Annotated in this window: 12 protein-coding genes; 10 read left to right on the top strand and 2 right to left on the bottom strand. The window is 71.8% G+C overall.

What is annotated here, in order from left to right:
- Positions 1–165 precede the first annotated feature (165 nt).
- Positions 166–3,060: an FAD-binding and (Fe-S)-binding domain-containing protein gene (locus IE269_RS24550; RefSeq protein WP_189825284.1), complete on the top strand. Its 2,895-nt coding sequence runs from the start codon at positions 166–168 to the stop codon at positions 3,058–3,060.
- A 1,847-nt stretch (positions 3,061–4,907) separates the two neighbouring features.
- Here the strand turns inward: IE269_RS24550 and IE269_RS24545 are convergent.
- A complete protein-coding gene (locus tag IE269_RS24545; protein ID WP_189825283.1) occupies positions 4,908–5,210 on the bottom strand; it encodes a hypothetical protein in 303 nt (100 codons plus the stop codon).
- A gap of 272 nt (positions 5,211–5,482) precedes the next feature.
- On the opposite strand from IE269_RS24545, the gene IE269_RS24540 reads away from it, so the two are divergent.
- From IE269_RS24540 to IE269_RS24500, 9 genes are all read left to right on the top strand, one after another.
- Positions 5,483–6,427 carry an EamA family transporter gene (locus IE269_RS24540; RefSeq protein ID WP_189825282.1) on the top strand — a complete coding sequence of 315 codons (945 nt, stop codon included), beginning with the start codon at positions 5,483–5,485 and terminating at the stop codon, positions 6,425–6,427.
- 109 nt (positions 6,428–6,536) lie between these two features.
- Positions 6,537–7,346, top strand: coding sequence for a TIGR03084 family metal-binding protein (locus tag IE269_RS24535; RefSeq protein ID WP_189825281.1), 810 nt, complete (start codon positions 6,537–6,539; stop codon positions 7,344–7,346).
- On the top strand, positions 7,343–9,043 hold the full coding sequence (locus tag IE269_RS24530) for an acyclic terpene utilization AtuA family protein (RefSeq protein ID WP_189825280.1): 1,701 nt from the start codon (positions 7,343–7,345) through the stop codon (positions 9,041–9,043). The genes IE269_RS24535 and IE269_RS24530 overlap by 4 nt, the downstream gene beginning before the upstream one ends.
- A 144-nt stretch (positions 9,044–9,187) precedes the next feature.
- On the top strand, positions 9,188–10,792 hold the full coding sequence (locus IE269_RS24525; protein WP_189825279.1) for an acyl-CoA carboxylase subunit beta: 1,605 nt from the start codon (positions 9,188–9,190) through the stop codon (positions 10,790–10,792).
- A gap of 26 nt (positions 10,793–10,818) precedes the next feature.
- Positions 10,819–12,807, top strand: coding sequence for an ATP-binding protein (locus tag IE269_RS24520; protein ID WP_189825278.1), 1,989 nt, complete (start codon positions 10,819–10,821; stop codon positions 12,805–12,807).
- Positions 12,804–13,979 (top strand): acyl-CoA dehydrogenase family protein, encoded by a 1,176-nt coding sequence (locus IE269_RS24515; protein ID WP_189825277.1) that lies wholly within the window; start codon positions 12,804–12,806, stop codon positions 13,977–13,979. Before IE269_RS24520 ends, IE269_RS24515 begins: the two co-directional genes overlap by 4 nt.
- Before the next feature lie 228 nt (positions 13,980–14,207).
- Entirely contained in the window at positions 14,208–15,239 is a 1,032-nt protein-coding gene (locus IE269_RS43825; RefSeq protein ID WP_438817620.1) for a hypothetical protein, read from the top strand.
- A gap of 560 nt (positions 15,240–15,799) precedes the next feature.
- Positions 15,800–16,543 carry an enoyl-CoA hydratase family protein gene (locus IE269_RS24505; protein ID WP_229898185.1) on the top strand — a complete coding sequence of 248 codons (744 nt, stop codon included), beginning with the start codon at positions 15,800–15,802 and terminating at the stop codon, positions 16,541–16,543.
- Positions 16,531–17,118 carry a TetR/AcrR family transcriptional regulator gene (locus IE269_RS24500; protein ID WP_189825276.1) on the top strand — a complete coding sequence of 196 codons (588 nt, stop codon included), beginning with the start codon at positions 16,531–16,533 and terminating at the stop codon, positions 17,116–17,118. The genes IE269_RS24505 and IE269_RS24500 overlap by 13 nt, the downstream gene beginning before the upstream one ends.
- Positions 17,119–17,165: 47 nt before the next feature.
- Here IE269_RS24500 and IE269_RS24495 read toward each other — a convergent pair whose 3' ends face one another.
- A complete protein-coding gene (locus IE269_RS24495; protein ID WP_189825275.1) occupies positions 17,166–18,266 on the bottom strand; it encodes a citrate synthase 2 in 1,101 nt (366 codons plus the stop codon).
- Positions 18,267–18,385: the final 119 nt, after the last annotated feature.

Genomic DNA, 18,385 nt, shown 5'->3' with positions numbered 1-18,385 from the left:
AAGGGGGCGATGGGCGGCGAACCGGAAGCGGAATGTCCGTCTAAAGCGTGCTCACTATAGGAGAGTTGATGATCAGTTGGGAAAGTTCTTGTTTGTTTTTCCAAAGGATGAGAAGGACAAGTCGACCGACTCCGCCCGATTAAGTGCACCATGCATCCTGGACGCATGGCTGAACGACAGGGTGAGACGACCGAGTTGGCAGCAGACCTGAGGGCGGCCGTGCGCGGGGAGGTATCCTTCGACGCCGCCGCCCGCGCCCTCATGACGATGGACGCCTCGAACTACCGAAGGGTCCCGCTGGGCGTCGTCGCCCCGCGCGACAGTGACGACATCGCCGCCGCCCTCGCCGTCTGCCGGTCGCACGGCGTGCCGGTCGTCCCGCGCGGCGGCGGCACCTCCATCGCGGGCCAGGCCACCGGCACCGGCGTCGTCCTGGACACCACCCGGCACCTGAGCGCCCTCCTGGACCTCGACCCCGCCTCCCGTACGGCACGCGTCCAGCCCGGACTCGTACTCGACGCACTGCGCGCTGCGGCCGCCCCGCACGGACTGACCTTCGGCCCCGACCCCTCCACGCACAGCCGCTGCACCCTCGGCGGCATGATCGGCAACAACTCCTGCGGCTCCCACTCCGTGGCCTGGGGCACCACCGCCGACCAGGTCCGGAAGGTGGACGTCCTCACCTATGGCGGCGACGCACTGCACCTGTCGCGCGGCGGCTGGGAGGCAGCACCGGAAGCACTGTTGCGCACAGGACTGCGCACCCTTGTGGACAAAAACCTCGCACTGTTGCGCACGGGCTTCCCGGAACTCCCGCGCCGGATCTCCGGTTACGCCCTGGACGCCCTGCTGCCCGAGAACGGCGTCGACCTCGCCCGCGCCTTCTGCGGCAGCGAGGGCACCCTCGGTGTCGTCACCGAGGCCGTCGTCTCCCTGGTGGAAGCACCCCGCGCGCGGGCCCTCGCCGTCCTCGGGTACGCCGACGAGAGCGCGGCGGCCGAGGCGGCGCCCGGCATCCTCCCGTACGGGCCGCTGACCGTGGAGGGCATGGCCGCCGACCTCGTACCGGAGCGGGAGCGGGGCCTGCTGCCGCGCGGGGCGGCCTGGCTGTTCGTCGAGACCGGCGGCGAGCGCCCCGAGGAGGCCCGCGCACGGGCGCAGGAGATCGTCCGGGGCGCGGACGCCGTCGACGGCACGGTGGTCGCCGACGCGGCCGGCCAGCGGGCCCTGTGGCGCATCCGCGAGGACGCCAGCGGCACCGCCACCCGGATGCCCGACGGCTCCGAGGCCTGGCCCGGCTGGGAGGACTGCGCGGTCCCGGTCGCCCGCCTGGGCGCCTACCTGCGCGACTTCCGGGCGCTGCTGGCCGCGCACGGGCTGCGCGGGACCCCGTACGGACACTTCGGCGACGGCTGCATCCACGTACGCATCGACTTCGACCTCCTGCGGCGCGCGGGCATCGCCCGCTTCCGCAGCTTCTCCGAGGAACTCGCCGACCTGGTGGCCGCCCACGGCGGCTCCCTCTCCGGCGAGCACGGCGACGGCCAGGCCCGGGCCGAACTGCTCCCCAGGATGTACGGCGACGAACTCGTGCACCTCTTCGAGGACTTCAAGGACGCGTGGGACCCGACAGGCGGCATGAACCCCGGAATGCTCGCCCGCCCCGCCCGCCTGGACGAGAACCTGCGCTTCGCCGTCCTGCCGCCGGAGCCGGTGCCAGGCGTCGCCTTCGCCTACCCCCACGACGGCGGCGACTTCTCCGCCGCCGTACGCCGCTGCGTGGGCGTCGCCAAATGCCGTACGACAGAAGCCGGGGCCGGCGTCATGTGCCCCTCCTTCCGCGCCACCGGCGAAGAACAGCACTCCACGCGCGGGCGCGCGCGACTGCTGCACGAAATGCTCGCCGGGGAGGTCGTCACGGACGGCTGGCGCTCGACGGAGGTGCGCGACGCCCTTGACCTGTGCCTGTCCTGCAAGGGCTGCCGGAGCGACTGCCCCGTCGGCGTCGACATGGCCACCTACAAGGCGGAGTTCCTGCACCACCACTACGCCGGCCGCCTGCGCCCCGCCTCGCACTACGCCCTGGGACGGCTGCCGGAGTGGCTGCGTATCGCGTCACCGGTGTCGGTGCTCGTCAACACCGCAGCAGCGGTGCGCCCGTTGGCGTCCCTCGCCAAGAAGGCGGCGGGCATCGCCCCGGAGCGCCCGATCCCGCAGATCGCCTCACGGACCTTCCGGCACTGGGCGCGCACCCGGCCCCGTACACCGGCGCCTGCGTCCGCCCCCGTCGTCACCCTGTGGCCGGACACCTTCACCAACCACCTGTCGCCGGGTGTGGGCATCGCGGCGGTCCGGGTGCTGGAGGCGGCGGGGCTGCGGGTGCGGCTGCCGCGCGCGGGCCTGTGCTGCGGGCTGACGTACGTCTCGACGGGCCAGCTGGACCGGGCCAGGGACGTCATGCGCCGGACCCTGGAAGCCGTACCCCTGGACGCCCCGCTGATCGTCCTGGAGCCGAGCTGCGCGGCCGCCCTCAAGAGCGACCTGCCGGAGCTGCTGGGCGACGACCCGCGCGCCGCCGAACTGGCCGCGAACGTAAGGACCTTCGCGCAGGCCCTTGAGGAGTACGCCCCGGACTGGACGCCGCCGCGCCTGGACCGTGCCGTGGCCGGCCAGACGCACTGCCACCAGCACGCCGTCCTCGGCGACGCGGCGGAGGCCCGCCTGCGGGACAGGGCGGGCCTTACGGGCGCGCTGGCCGGGGGCTGCTGCGGGCTCGCCGGGAACTTCGGCTACGAGCGCGGGCACTACGGGGTCTCGGTGGCCTGCGCGGAGGAACACCTCCTGCCCGCCGTCCGGGGCGCCGAAGCGGGCGTGGAACTGCTCGCCGACGGCTTCTCGTGCCGTACGCAGGCCGAGCAGCTCTCCGGCCGCCGCCCCCGGCACCTGGCCGAAGTGCTCGCCGAGGGGCTGGGCGGGGCCGGGGAGGCCGTGCCGGACGGCCCGGGGGCTCCCGGCGGCTCCGGTGCGGGCGAGGCCCCGGGGGCCGTCGTGGACGGCTGAGCACCGGCGGGCGTGGCGGAGGGTCCGGCCCCGGGGTGCGTCGCCGTCGCCGTCCCAGGGGCCGAGGCCGAGGGCCGCGTCGCGGCCGGGTGCGGCGACGCGGCGGCGGAACCGCCGGGCGAACCCCACGGCGGCTTCGGCAGCGGCCTGAGGTGGACACGGTGGTGCGGCACGGGCGGTCCGGAGTGCACGGGCCTCGGAGGCTTCGGCGCGGTCGGGCTGAACGGAAGCGCACTGCGGCGCACGGGCACCGGCTCCGGCGTCAGGCCCGTCGACCACCCGGTGGCGGTGGCCACCACACCCGTCAGCGCGACAGTGACCAGGACCGCCCGCGCCAGCGGCCGCTTCGCCGTCGCCACGGCGGCCGCCCGCAACAGCCGGCGCAGGAAGCGCCCCAGCAGACACACGAGACCGATCAGCGGCAGCAGGAGCAGTACCAGCCCGAGGACCGCCACCGCACTGGTGGCCGCGTCGCCCTGCGACAGGGCGTCGAACGCCGATGTCACCTGCGCGGACAGCGACCGCAGCGCCGTGGCGGCGATCCGGGGCAGGTTCCACAGGCTGTAGCCGAGGTCGGCCAGCATCAGCGGGATGACCGCGAGCACCCATACGGTGACCGTGACCCGGGCCCTGCGGGTGAGCCGCACGGGGCTCTCCCGGGGCTTGAGGCGCAGGGCGCTGCGCAGGATCGGCACCACCTGCCCGTACAGATCGGGCACCCCCGCGACGTCCGCCAGGATGTAGTAGCCGTCAAGCCGCACCACCGGCACCAGTTGCTCGAACACCTCGAAGTGCCCGAGATAGACGGCGGCCAGCAGCACGTCCCAGTGGGTCCGGCTGTAGAGGGCGGTGAGCGCCACCATGAACAGGACGTTGAAGTACACCCCGCCGAGGTCGGTGCGCAGCCGCCCCGCCCGGCTGATCCGGTAGACGTCCGTGACGTCCGTGTACAGCGACGGCCACAGCAGGTAGATCCCGCAGCCGATGCGTCCGGGACGGGCGCCACCGTAGTGACAGGCGGAGGCGTGCCCGAACTCGTGGAACACCAGCGAGGCGACGACGAGCCCGAACACGGCCAGCAGCAACAGGGGTTGGTCGAGCACCGTCAGCAGTGACGACACCGCCCCGTGCACCAGGAACAGCCAGCAGTCCATCGCCACGGCCGCCGCGAGCACGGCGGCGACCGCCCAGGGCCGGTGCAACCACGCGAGGGTGCGCGCGATGACACCGACGACGGACGGCGTGAACAGAGTGCCGCGCCCCATCAGCCCCAGCAGCAGCGAGGAGCGCGGCACGTCCGCCGCGAGGGCGCTGTCCTGCTGCCCCGGCGGCGCAGTCACCCCCAGCGGCTCCAGCTTGCGCTCGACGAGGAAGGCGACGTTGTCCGCGCTCACCTCCCTGCCGTACGCGGCGGAGACCCGGGCGGCGATCGCCTCCGCGTCGCGCACGCCGTCGACCGAGGACGCGGTGAGGTGCAGCAGGTACGACAGGTGCACAGTCTGGCCGTCCGCGCGCCGGGCGATGTAGACGGGCTCGGCATAACCGGAGCCTTTGTAGAGGCCGTGCAATTGGAGGCCGTCGGTCAGGCGCGGCGGGGGAGCGGGGAACGGGATTTCGTTCTCCGTCGGGGCGGCGGGAACGGCGGGAATGGCAGAGGAACGAATCATGAAAGGCCGGTCGGCAGGAGCGGAATTTACGGAATGCGGGCAGGCTGAATTGTCCTGTCCGGAGCTCCGGGGACTGGATCTTGGGAGGTCCGGATCTTCGGAGGTCCGGTGCGGCGGCGGTACCGGGGTCCGTCGCCGCACCGGTGTTCAGGAACCGCTCGGGCGCTGCGGAGACGCTGCTCAGCAGTGCCGTGCGGGCTCGCAGTGCGCCGGGCCGTGGTGGGCGGGCGCGTGGTGGGCGGGGCCGTGGTGGGCCGGGCCGTGGTGCTCGGGCGCGTGGTGCACCGGGTGGTGGTGCACCGGCTGGTGGTGGACCGGGTGGTGGTGCACGGGAGCGTGGTGGACCGGCGCGTGATGGGCCGGGGGCGGGCACGGCGTCGGGTGGTGGCCCGGGGTCGTGCAGTTGAACTTCAGGACGCCGAGGGCCTCCCGGTCGGGCAGCAGGCCCGCGTCCTGCGCTTCGAGTTCTTCGATGCTGAGCATGTGGCTCTCTTTCACTCAAGGGCCCGGCAGGCCGGGCGCGGGGAATTCCCGTGCCGTCGTGCCGACTTGGTGAGAGGAACGCTAAGGGTGGCGCGAGTAATGCAACAAGAAGCACTGAGAATTGCCTGGACTAAGAAAAGGCAAAGGGTTTCGAATTCGAGAACGATAAATAATTTGTGAAGCAGCCGGGTCCGGCCCCGGAAACCCGTGCCGGACCCCAACTCCCCGTGCCATCATGGGAGTACATCCCATTGAACGCGAGGTGCACCACAGTGAACGCCGCTGAGCCCCCGGGCGCCCCCGCCCCCCTCCTGGACGCGGAAGCCGCTGCGGCAGCGGCCACCACCCCCACCAGTAAGCGGCGTGGCACCGGTCTGGGCCCCGTGGCGCTCGTCGTGGCGGGCGGGCTGAGCGTCCAGTTCGGTTCGGCGCTCGCCGTGCTGATCATGCCCAGGACCGGTGCTCTCGGCGTCGTCACCCTGCGCCTGGCCGCTGCCGCGATCGTGCTGCTCCTGGTCTGCCGCCCCAAGGTACGCGGCTACACCCGCCGGGACTGGGGCACGATCCTGGCCTTCGGTCTCGCCATGGGCGGCATGAACACCGGCATCTACCAGGCCACCGACCGCATCCCGCTCGGCGCCGCCGTCACCCTGGAGGTGCTCGGGCCGCTCGCACTCTCGGTCTTCGCCTCCCGGCAGTGGTCGAACGTCCTGTGGGCGGCGCTGGCGCTCGCGGGAGTCGCCCTCCTCGGCTCGTCCGGCTTCGGCGGCCTCGATCTCGTCGGTGCGGCCTTCGCCCTCGGCGCAGGCGCCTGCTGGGCCGCGTACATCGTCTTCAGCGCCAAGACCGGACGCCGCTTCCCGCAGGCCGACGGACTCGCCCTCGCGATGGCCGTCGCTGCGCTCCTCAGTCTTCCGCTGGGAGTCCTGGAGGCGGGCAGCAAGCTGCTGGACCCGGTGACGCTCGGTCTCGGCGCGGCCGTCGCGGTGATGTCCTCGGTCCTGCCGTACACCCTCGAACTGATCGCCCTGCGCCGGATGCCCGCTCCGACTTTCGCGGTCCTCATGAGCCTGGAGCCCGCGATTGCCGCCGGCGCCGGATTCCTCATCCTGCACCAGGCGTTGTCACTGGTCGACGCCCTGGCGATCGCGCTGGTGATCGGCGCGAGCGTCGGTGCCGTACGCAGCCAGGCGCGGCGCAAAATCCCGCAGAGCTAGCCAATTCGGCTCCACGGAACAGCCCCCGCGAGATTCAAGCACGCTTGCTTGTTTCTCCGGGGGCTGTCATGCTCCCGGGCACGCAGCCACGCCCGAACGGGAGCGCCACGTGTCCGAACTCGAAGCCGTCCTCCGCGACTTGCACGACGAGAGCGCCGAACTCGATCTTCACGTAAGGGACTTGCCCGACGCCCGCTGGAGTCTCGCGACCCCCGCCGCCGGATGGACCGTCGCCCACCAGATCGCCCACCTCGCCTGGACCGACCGGGTCGCACTGCTGTCCGCGACCGACCCGGACGCCTTCGCGGCCGAAGCGGCCAAGGCGGCGGCGGACCCCGACGGCTTCGTCGACAAGGGCGCGGCGGAAGGCGCCGCCCTGCCGCCCGCCGAGCTGCTGGCCGGCTGGCGCGAGGGCCGCGAGCGCCTGCACGACGTCCTGACAGCCGCCCCGGCAGGCACCCGCTTCCCCTGGTACGGGCCGCCGATGAGCGTCGCCTCGATGGCCACCGCGCGCCTCATGGAGACCTGGGCGCACGGCCAGGACGTCGCCGACGCGCTGGGCATCCGCCGCACCCCCACCGCGCGGCTGCGGCAGGTGGCCAGGATCGGGGTCCGGGCCCGCGACTACGCCTATTTCGTACGGGGCCTGAAGCCGCCGGAGGAGGAGTTCCGGGTGGAACTGACCGGCCCGGGCGGCGAGTCGTGGACGTACGGGCCCGAGGAAGCGGCACAGCGGGTCACCGGGCCCGCGCTGGACTTCTGCCTGCTGGCCACCCAGCGCGCGCACCGGGCGGACCTGGCGCTGCGCGCGGAGGGCCCGGACGCGGACCGGTGGCTGGACATCGCGCAGGCCTTCGCGGGACCGGCGGGGGAGGGGCGGGCACCCAAGGGGTCCGTGAAGCCGGGGGAGCGGCCGTGACCCGGCCCGAGGTCCTGCGCATCGGCAACGCGTCCGGCTTCTACGGCGACCGTTTCGACGCCGTCCGCGAGATGCTCACCGGCGGCGAACTCGACGTCCTCACCGGCGACTACCTTGCCGAGCTGACCATGCTCATCCTCGGCCGGGACCGGCTGAAGGACCCTGCCGCCGGGTACGCCAAGACTTTCCTGCGGCAGATGGAGACCGGTCTCGGGCTCGCCCACGACAAGGGCGTCAAGATCGTCACCAATGCGGGAGGGCTCAACCCCGCCGGGCTCGCCACAGCGCTGCGGGAGTTGGCGCAACGGCTGGGCATTCCGGTCAAGGTCGGTCACGTACAGGGGGACGACCTGATCGGAAACGGTCAGTGGCCCGAGGGCACCCTCACCGCCAACGCCTACCTCGGCGGCTCCGGAATCACCGCCTGCCTCGACGCCGGGGCGGACGTCGTCGTCACGGGACGCGTCACCGACGCCGCCCTGGTGACAGGACCGGCCGCGCACTGGTTCGGGTGGGGCCCGGAAGCGTACGACGAACTGGCGGGCGCTGTCGTGGCCGGTCACGTACTGGAATGCGGCACCCAGGCGACGGGCGGCAACTACTCCTTCTTCGGCGCCCACGACGTGCGCCGCCCCGGCTTCCCCCTCGCCGAGATCCACGCCGACGGCTCCAGCGTCATCACCAAGCACCCGGGCACGGGCGGCGTCGTCGACACCGGCACGGTGACGGCACAGCTCCTCTACGAGACCGGCAGCGCGCGTTATGCCGGTCCTGACGTCACCGCCCGCCTCGACACCGTCGTACTGACACAGGACGGGCCCGACCGGGTGCTGGTCTCCGGCGTACGGGGCGAGGAACCGCCGCCCACCCTCAAGACGGGGCTCACCCGCATCGGCGGCTGGCGCAACGAGGTCGTCTTCGTCCTCACCGGGCTCGACGTCGAGGAGAAGGCGGACCTGGTGCGCGGACAGGTCGAGGACGCCCTGGACGCGGCCAAGGGGCGTCCGGCACAGGTGCGTTGGGAACTCGCACGCGCCGACCGCGAGGACGCGGCCACGGAGGAGACCGCGAGCGCCCTGCTGCGGCTCGTCGTACGGGACCCGGACGCGGAGAAGGTCGGGCGGGCGGTCAGCGGGGCGGCGGTGGAGCTGGCGCTCGGCAGCTACCCGGGCTTCCACGTGACGGCACCGCCGGGCAAGGGGGCGCCGTACGGGGTGTTCTCGGCGCGGTACGTGGCAGCGGCGGAGGCGGCGCACGTGGCGGTGCTGCCGGACGGGCGCACGCAGCCGGTGCCGCCTGCCGTACGGACCCGGCCCCTCGACCCCGTACCCGAGCCCGAGCTGCCCCGCCCACTGCCCTCCGGTCCGACCCGCCGGGCACCGCTCGGGCTCGTGGCGGGGGCCCGGAGCGGGGACAAGGGCGGTGATGCGAACGTCGGCCTGTGGGTCCGTACGGACGAGGCCTGGCGGTGGCTGGCCCACCACCTCACGGAAGCCCGCCTCCGCGAACTCCTCCCGGAGACCCGGGACCTGCCGGTCACCCGCACCGTCCTCCCGCACCTGCGCGCCCTGAACTTCACCGTCACGGGCCTCCTCGGCGAGGGAGTGGCCTCCCAGTCCCGCTTCGACCCCCAGGCCAAGGCCCTGGGCGAATGGCTCCGCTCCCGCCACACGGACATCCCGGAGGGGTTGCTGTGAGGCGGGGCCGGAGGGTCCATCCCTCGCCCCCGGTACGGGCTGATGTGCCGCCCGAAGGGCAGGCACTCCAGGGGTGCGACCAGCCACCCACCCACCCGCACGAGCGCACCCCGAGTCTGAACCCCACCCCCGGAGAGGCCTCTCATGCCCACCCTCCCCACCACCCTCGACCCCACCTCCCCCACCTACACCACCCACCGCACCACCACCCTCACCAAGCTCGACGCCCTCGAAGAGGCCCACCGAACCGCCCTCGCCGGCGGCGGCGAAAAGTACCTCGCCCGCCACCGCAAACGCGGCAAGCTCCTCGCCCGCGAGCGCATCGAGCTCCTCCTCGACCCGGACACCCCCTTCCTGGAGCTGTCCCCCCTCGCCGCCTGGGGCAGCGACTACCCCGTCGGCGCCTCGATGGTCACCGGCATCGGCGTCGTCGAGGGCGTCGAATGCCTCATCACCGCCAACGACCCCACCGTCCGCGGCGGCGCCTCCAACCCCTGGACCCTCAAAAAGGCCCTCCGCGCCAACCAGATCGCGTACGAAAACCGCCTCCCGTGCATCAGCCTCGTGGAGTCCGGCGGAGCAGACCTCCCCTCCCAGAAGGAGATCTTCATCCCCGGCGGCGCCCTCTTCCGCGACATCACGCGTCTGTCCGCCGCCGGCATCCCCACCATCGCCGTCGTCTTCGGCAACTCCACCGCCGGCGGTGCCTACGTCCCCGGCATGTCCGACCACACGGTCATGATCAGCAAGCAGTCGAAGGTGTTCCTCGGCGGCCCGCCCCTCGTCAAAATGGCCACCGGCGAGGAGAGCGACGACGAGTCCCTCGGCGGCGCCGAGATGCACGCCCGCACCTCCGGCCTCGCCGACCACTACGCCGTCGACGAGCACGACGCCTTGCACCAGGCCCGGCGTATCGTTTCGCGCCTCAACTGGCGCAAGGCACACCCGGATCCGGACCCGGCGACAGTCCAAGAACCCCTGTACGACCAAGAAGAACTCGCCGGCATCGTCCCCGGCGACCTGAAGACCCCCTTCGACCCGCGCGAGGTCATCGCCCGCATCGTCGACGCCTCCGACTTCGACGAGTTCAAGCCGCTGTACGGCACCAGCCTGGTGACAGGGTGGGCCACCCTCCACGGCTATCCGGTCGGCATCCTCGCCAACGCCCAAGGGGTGCTCTTCAGCGCCGAGTCGCAGAAGGCCGCCCAGTTCATCCAGCTCGCCAACCAGCGCGACATCCCGCTGCTCTTCCTCCACAACACCACCGGCTACATGGTCGGCAAGGAGTACGAACAGGGCGGCATCATCAAGCACGGCGCGATGATGATCAACGCGGTGGCGAACTCGAAAGTCCCCCACCTCTCCGTCCTCATGGGCGCCTCCTACGGTGCCGGGCACTACGGCATGTGCGGGCGCGCCTACGACCCCCGTTTCCTCTTCGCCTGGCCCACCGCCAAGTCCGCCGTGATGGGCCCGCAGCAGCTCGCCGGAGTGCTCTCGATCGTGGCCCGGGCCTCCGCCGCCGCCAAGGGGCAGCCGTACGACGACGAGGCCGACGCCGGACTGCGCGCCATGGTGGAGCAGCAGATCGAGTCCGAGTCCCTCCCGATGTTCCTGTCCGGGCGGCTGTACGACGACGGGGTCATCGACCCCCGCGACACCCGCACCGTCCTCGGCCTGTGCCTGTCCGCCGTCCACACGGCCCCCGTCGAGGGCGTGCGCGGCGGCTTCGGCGTCTTCCGGATGTGAGGCACCCAGTGATCCCGGAGAACCCAGTGATCAACACCCTCCTCGTCGCCAACCGCGGCGAGATCGCCTGCCGCGTCTTCCGCACCTGCGCCGAGCTGGGCATCGACACCGTCGCCGTGCACTCCGACCCGGACGCGGACGCCCTGCACACCCGTACCGCCGACGCGTCCGTACGTCTGCCGGGCGCGGCCCCCTCCGACACCTACCTGCGCGGCGAACTGGTCGTGAAGGCCGCCCTTGCCGCAGGTGCGGACGCCGTGCACCCCGGGTACGGGTTCCTGTCGGAGAACGCCGACTTCGCCCGCGCCGTCACCGACGCCGGACTCACCTGGATCGGTCCGTCCCCGGACGCCATCGCGGCCATGGCGTCCAAGACCCGCGCCAAGGAACTGATGGCGAAGGCCGGCGTCCCGCTGCTCGCCCCTGTCGACCCGGCCACCGCGACGGACGCCGATCTGCCCCTCCTGCTCAAGGCGGCGGCCGGGGGCGGCGGACGCGGCATGCGCATCGTCCGGGAACTCGCACAACTCCAGGACGAGGTGACGGCAGCCTCCGCCGAGGCGCGCTCCGCCTTCGGTGACGGCGACGTCTTCGCCGAGCCCTACGTCGAAAACGGTCGCCACATAGAGGTGCAAGTTCTCGCCGACACGCACGGCACCGTGTGGGCGCTCGGCACCCGCGACTGCTCGCTCCAGCGCCGGCACCAGAAGGTGATCGAGGAAGCACCGGCCCCGGGGCTCACCGACGCACAGCGCACCACCCTGCACGACGCCGCCACCGCCGCCGCCCGCGCCGTCGGGTACGTCGGCGCCGGCACCGTCGAGTTCCTCGTCGACGCGAACGGCAGGGCGTACTTCCTGGAGATGAACACCCGCCTCCAGGTCGAACACCCCGTCACCGAGGCCGTGTTCGGCATCGACCTCGTCGCCCTCCAGATCCGCGTCGCCGAGGGACACGCACTCCCGCCGACGCCCCCGGACGCCCGGGGGCACGCCGTGGAGGCCCGCCTGTACGCCGAGGACCCCGCCCGCGGCTGGCAGCCCCAGACGGGCGTCCTGCACACCCTGGACGTCCCCACCGGGCCGGGACTGCGCCTCGACACCGGCTTCGAGAGCGGCGACACCGTCGGCGTCCACTACGACCCCATGCTCGCCAAGGTCATCGCCCACGCCCCCACCCGCGCCGAAGCCGTCCGCGCCCTCGCGCACACCCTCGCCCGCACCCGCGTGCACGGCCCCGTCACCAACCGGGACCTCCTCGTGCGCTCCCTGCGCCACCCCGACTTCCGGGCCGCCCGCCTGGACACCGGCTTCTACGACCGCCACCTCGACGCCCTCACCACCCCGCCCCCGGGCGAGGCGCTCGCCGCCGTCGCCGCCGCCCTCGCGGACGCCGCCGCACGGGGCGGGCGCTTCGGCGGAGGCTGGCGGAACGTCCCGTCACAGCCGCAGACCAAGACGTACAACGGCCACGAAGTCCGCTACCGGCGCGAGCGCGACGGCGGCTACCGCGTGGAGGGCGTCGACCGCGTCGTCTCCGTCACCCCGCACGAGGTCGTCCTCGAAACCGAGGGGGTGCAGATCCGCCACCGCGTACAGGTGCACGCGAGCACCAGCACCGGACGCAGCGGCGCAAGCACCAGCACCGGACGCAGCGGCCAGGGCACCAGCACGGTGCGGGCGAGCACCGTGTACGTCGACACCCCCACCGGCTCCTACGCCCTCACCCCCGCCCCCCGCTTCCCCGACCCCACCGCGCGCACCGCCCCCGGCTCCCTGCTCGCCCCCATGCCGGGGACGGTCGTACGGATCGCCGAAGGGCTCGCGGAAGGCGTCCGGGTCGAGGCGGGCCAGCCCCTGTTGTGGCTGGAGGCCATGAAGATGGAGCACCGCGTCACCGCTCCCGCCTCCGGCACGCTCACCGCGCTCCACGCCGCCCCCGGCCGCCAGGTCGAGGTCGGCACCCTGCTCGCCGTCGTCACGGACACCAGTGCACAGGAGGACCAGGAAGCATGAGCACCACCGACAAGAACGCTGTGATCGAGACCGAGGAGCAGCAGGCGCTCCGCGCCGCCGTCGCCACCCTCGGCAAGCGCTACGGACGCGACTACTTCACCAGGATCGTCGCCGAGGAGGCGCACCCCGACGCCCTGTGGTCCGAGGCCGCCAAGCTCGGCTACCTCGGCGTCAGCATCCCCGAGGAGTACGGCGGGGGAGGCGGCGGCATCACGGAACTGTCCATCGTCCTGGAGGAGTTGGGGGCCGCCGGATCACCCCTGCTGATGATGGTGGTCTCGCCCGCGATCTGCGCCACCGTGATCGCCCGCTTCGGCACCGACGCACAGAAGCAGCAGTGGCTGCCCGGTCTCGCCGACGGCAGCCTCACCATGGCCTTCGGCATCACCGAGCCCGACGCCGGTTCCAACTCCCACCGCATCACCACCACCGCCCGCCGCGACGGCCACGACTGGGTGCTCACCGGCCGCAAGGTGTTCGTCTCCGGCGTCGACATAGCCGACGCCACCCTGATCGTCGGACGCACCGAGGACGCCAGGACCGGCAGCCTCAAGCCCTGCCTGTTCATCGTCCCCCGCGAGACCCCCGGCTTCGGGCGCTCGCAGATCGACATGGAACTCCAGGCCCCGGAGAAGCAGTTCGAGCTGGTCCTCGACGACGTACGCCTCCCCGCCGACGCCCTGGTGGGCGACGAGGACGCCGGACTCCTCCAGCTCTTCGCCGGCCTCAACCCCGAACGCATCATGACCGCCGCGTTCGCCGTCGGCATGGCCCGCTACGCGCTGGGCAGGGCCGTCCAGTACGCCAAGGAGCGCACCGTCTGGAAGTCGCCCATCGGCGCCCACCAGGCCCTCGCGCACCCCCTCGCACAGGCGCACATCGAGATCGAGCTGGCCCGCCTCATGATGCGCAAGGCCGCCACCCTGTACGACGCGGGCGACGACATGGGCGCGGGGGAGGCCGCCAACATGGCGAAGTACGCCGCCGCCGAAGCCTGCGTCAAGACCGTCGACCAGGCCGTGCACACCCTCGGCGGCAACGGCCTCACCCGCGAGTACGGTCTCGCCTCGCTGATCGTTGCCTCCCGGGTGGCCCGGATCGCCCCCGTCAGCCGGGAGATGATCCTCAACTTCGTGTCCCACCAGTCCCTGGGGCTTCCCAAGTCGTACTGATGCCCTGCCCCTGAGTGCACTCGATCGGGTGATCCAGTTCCGTTCCTGTGTGCCCACTGGGCGCATCTCATACGGTCCTGAGCCATCAGGGCTGTCGTGAAGAAGGCTGGGGAGGTGAGTGTGCGGAAGCGAGCGTTGCGGCCAATCGGTGACCCATACGTGGTCCAGGAGGCTCCAGGGGTCACGGTCCGAGATCGGCTCAAAGGACTCACGCATGGGGACGAGGCCGTGCTGCGTCTTGTCGGTGCTCACCTCGGGTCCCTCGCCGCTTCGAACCTCGCCCAGTACTGTCGGGCCGGGCAAGAGCACACCAGCCGGACGTGGGCACTGCGCAAAAGGGAGCTCACGGCACGTTCGTCCTCAAGGTGGGCGGGTGCGCTGACCAAGAGCACCCACGACCAGTACGCGTTGGCGCGGCGTAGCCAACTGGCGTACCGGGACACTCTTACCGACGGCATCCGAATGTTGCGCCGCCGGTTGTCCCTGCCCCTCGGGGCCAAGGGAACGAGGGGCAATCCGGGGGGATACCGGTCGCAGGCCGAGTGGTTCCACAAGTCTCGCCGCCTCCACATTCTGGAAGCCCGCCTGTCTGCCGTAGAGGCTGATCTCGCGGTGGGGCGTGTGCGAGTGGTCCGGGGAGGAAGGAAGCTCGCGCGCAACCGCCATCATTTGGTCGCAGCCGGGCTTACCGAGGCTCAGTGGAGGGAGCGTTGGGAGTCCGCGCGCTGGTTCCTGCGCGCAGATGGGGAGGCCGGGAAGAAGTTTGGGAATGACACGATCCGCGTCACTCCCAACGGTGAGGTCAGTATCAAGTTGCCGACGCCACTGGCACGCATGGCCAATGCGCCTCGTGGGCGGTACCTGCTGTCCGCGCAGGTTGCATTCCGGCACCGTGGGCAGGAGTGGGCGGACCGCGTTGCCCTCCACCAAGCGGTTGCGTACGAGATCCATTTCGACGCAGTCAGGGGGCGTTGGTATCTGACCGCCTCGTGGAAGAGGCCCACCGTCCAGGTGGGCTCCATCGCCTCCGTGCGGGCGGAGGGGCTGATCGGGGTGGACACCAATGCGGATCACTTTGCGGCGTACCAATTGGACGTGCACGGCAACCCGGTCGGCAATCCGCACCGCTTCCCGTGCGACCTCACTGGTCCCGCCAGCCTCCGGGATGCGCAACTCCGCCACTCCCTGAGTCAGTTGTTGCGCCGGGCCTCCGGGCTCGGTGTAACCGCGATTGCCATCGAGGATCTGGACTTCTCGTAAGGGAAGACCCGTGAGAGGTTCGGTGGCAACAAGCGCTTCCGCCGCCTCCTCGGCTGCATTCCCACGGGCAAGATCAGAGCCCGGCTGGTCAACATGGCAGCCTCGCAGGGTCTGACCCTGGTGGCAGTCGATGCGGCCTATACCTCGATGTGGGGAGCCGCACACTGGAAGAAACCACTGACCAGCAGTAAACGCGCGATGACCCGGCATGACGCGGCAGGCATCGCGATCGGGAGGCGCGCCCTCGGACACCCGATCCGGCAACGGACGAAACCGCCCCGCCACCACCAGAGCGATGGTGGCGGGTATCGGAACGTCCAGGCCGATCCGGTGGACCGGGGGCGTGAGGAAGTCCGCCGAACACGGAACGGAACCGGCCCGCAGAGGCTGGCACCCGGCCGTATGGCAACAGCGGACGACCAGTGTGCCCAACACCGTTCGGGGCACGCGGCTGAGCATGAATCCTGGCGACAGGACGCACTACCGCTCGGTCAGCAGGACCGGTATACGACGCCGACAACCATGCGGCGCGACAGAGCAGCGATAGCGAGGGAGCGACAGTGACACGGCAGGCCCTGGCCCCCACCACGCACGACCGCGGCATCACCACCCTCACCCTCGACTCGCCCGCGAACCGCAACGCCCTCTCGGCGTCCCTCGTGAGCGAGCTGAGCCGCGCCCTCGACCGGTACGCGAAGGACACCTCCGTGCGGGCGCTGGTGCTCGCGCACAACGGCAACACCTTCAGCGCGGGCGCCGACCTCAAATCGCCCGCCAGCCCCTACGCGTTCGTCGCCCTGCTGCGACAGATCGCCGAACTCCCCAAACCGGTGCTGGCGCGCGTCGACGGGCACGCGCGCGCGGGAGGGCTCGGACTGCTCGCCGCCTGCGACATGGCGTTCGCCTCCCTCGCCTCCGACTTCGCCTTCTCGGAGGTACGCATCGGAGTCGCCCCCGCCGTCATCTCCATTCCGCTGCTGCCCCGCCTCGACCCCAGGGCGGCATCCCGGTACTTCCTCACCGGTGAGGTCTTCGCCGGACCGCGCGCACAGGAGATCGGACTGCTCACCGAAACAGCACCGGACGTGGACACCGTCCTCGCACCGGTGCTGGACGCACTGCGCAGGGCCTCCCCGCAGGGGCTCGCCGAAACCAAGCGGCTGCTGACGGCCGAGATGCGGAACGCCTTCGACCGGGACGCGGAAGACCTGGTACAACGCTCGGCAGCGCTGTTCGCGTCCGCCGAGGCACGCGAGGGCGTCACCGCACACCTCGAACGACGGGACCCCGCGTGGCTGTTGTAACCGCCCCCAAACAGGACCGCAGCCGGGCGACCCGGCAGCGGCTGCTGGAGGCCGCCGTGGCCTGCCTCGCCGAACGCGGCTGGGCAGGCTCCACGGTGTCCGTCGTCGCCGAGAAGGCGGGCGTGTCCCGGGGCGCCGCCCAGCACCACTTCCCCACCCGCGAGGACCTGTTCACCGCCGCCGTCGAATACGTCGCCGAAGAACGCTCCTCCGCACTGCGCGCCCTGCCCGGACACCACATAGCGGCCGTCGTCGGCGCGATAGTCGACCTCTACACCGGCCCCCTCTTCCGGGCCGCCCTGCACCTGTGGGTGGCCGCCTCCAACGAGGAACAACTGCGCGCCAGGGTCACCGAACTGGAGGCCAGGGTCGGCCGCGAGAGCCACCGCATCGCCGTGGAACTCCTGCACGCCGACGAAACCCGCCCCGGAGTGCGCGAGATCGTCCAGGGCTTCCTCGACATGGCCCGCGGCCTCGGCCTCGCCAACCTCCTCACCGACGACACCGTGCGCCGCGACAAGGTGGTCGCCCAGTGGGCGCAGGTGCTGGAGGCCGCCCTCGGCACACGCGGGTAAGGGGCGCCCTCCCGGAGGACGCCCCTTACCCGTACCGCCCGCGGACCTCAGCCCGCGATGTCCTCGTACCCCGAGATCTCCCGCGGGTTCCGCGCGCCCGGACCCACGTACCGCGCCGACGGACGCACCAGCCGCCCGGTGCGCTTCTGCTCCAGGATGTGCGCCGACCAGCCGGCCGTGCGCGCACACGTGAACATCGACGTGAACATGTGCGCCGGGACCTCCGCGAAGTCCAGCACGATCGCCGCCCAGAACTCCACGTTCGTCGCCAGCACCCGGTCCGGGCGGCGCGCGTGCAGCTCCTCCAGAGCGGCCTTCTCCAGCGCCTCCGCCACCTCGAAGCGCGGGGCCGCCAGCTCCTTGGCCGTACGCCGCAGGACACGCGCACGCGGGTCCTCAGCGCGGTACACGCGGTGCCCGAAGCCCATCAGCCGCTCGCCCTTGTCGAGCGCCTGACGGACGTACGCACGGGCGTCACCGGTGCGCTCGATCTCCTCGATCATGCCCAGCACCCGCGACGGCGCACCGCCGTGCAGCGGCCCGGACATCGCGCCCACCGCACCCGACAGGGCGGCGGCGACGTCCGCACCGGTGGAGGCGATCACCCGCGCGGTGAACGTGGAGGCGTTCATGCCGTGCTCCGCCGCCGACGTCCAGTACGCGTCGACCGCCTTCACGTGCTTGGGGTCCGGCTCGCCGCGCCAGCGGATCATGAACCGCTCGACCACCGACTCGGCCTTGTCGATCTCGCGCTGCGGCACCATCGGCAGCCCCTGACCGCGGGCCGACTGGGCGACGTACGACAGCGCCATCACGGCGGCCCGCGCCAGGTTGTCGCGGGCGGTGGCCTCGTCGATGTCCAGCAGCGGTTTCAGACCCCACACCGGGGCGAGCATCGCCAGCGCCGACTGCACGTCGACCCGGATGTCACCGGAGTGCACCGGGATCGGGAACGGCTCGGCCGGCGGCAGACCCGGGTTGAACGCACCGTCGACCAGCAGACCCCACACGTTCCCGAAGGACACGTGCCCGACGAGGTCCTCGATGTCGACACCCCGGTAGCGGAGCGAGCCGCCCTCCTTGTCCGGTTCGGCGATCTCCGTTTCGAACGCGACGACTCCCTCGAGTCCGGGTACGAAGTCGGACATCAGGCGGCTCCTCTATGCGTGTAGGCCAAGCGGCGGGAGGCAGGAACGATACCCCTGCTGTGGGGAGGCGACAGTGGCTCCACCCCGGATTTTGGCGGGTTCCACTGATGCGGGGAAGC

The organism is Streptomyces spiroverticillatus, from assembly GCA_014650415.1.
GTDB classification, from domain to species: domain Bacteria; phylum Actinomycetota; class Actinomycetes; order Streptomycetales; family Streptomycetaceae; genus Streptomyces; species Streptomyces spiroverticillatus.
The sequence above is the reverse complement of the archived record's forward strand: the minus strand, read 5'-3'. Positions and strand labels throughout refer to the sequence as shown.

Excerpts from the sequence above, each read along its gene's own strand:
- IE269_RS24515 (WP_189825277.1), top strand. The coding sequence starts at position 12,804 with ATGAGCACCACCGACAAGAACGCTGTGATCGAGACCGAGGAGCAGCAG.
- IE269_RS24525 (WP_189825279.1), top strand. The coding sequence starts at position 9,188 with ATGCCCACCCTCCCCACCACCCTCGACCCCACCTCCCCCACCTACACC.
- IE269_RS24550 (WP_189825284.1), top strand. The coding sequence starts at position 166 with ATGGCTGAACGACAGGGTGAGACGACCGAGTTGGCAGCAGACCTGAGG.
- IE269_RS24545 (WP_189825283.1), bottom strand. The coding sequence starts at position 5,210 with ATGCTCAGCATCGAAGAACTCGAAGCGCAGGACGCGGGCCTGCTGCCC.
- IE269_RS24495 (WP_189825275.1), bottom strand. The coding sequence starts at position 18,266 with ATGTCCGACTTCGTACCCGGACTCGAGGGAGTCGTCGCGTTCGAAACG.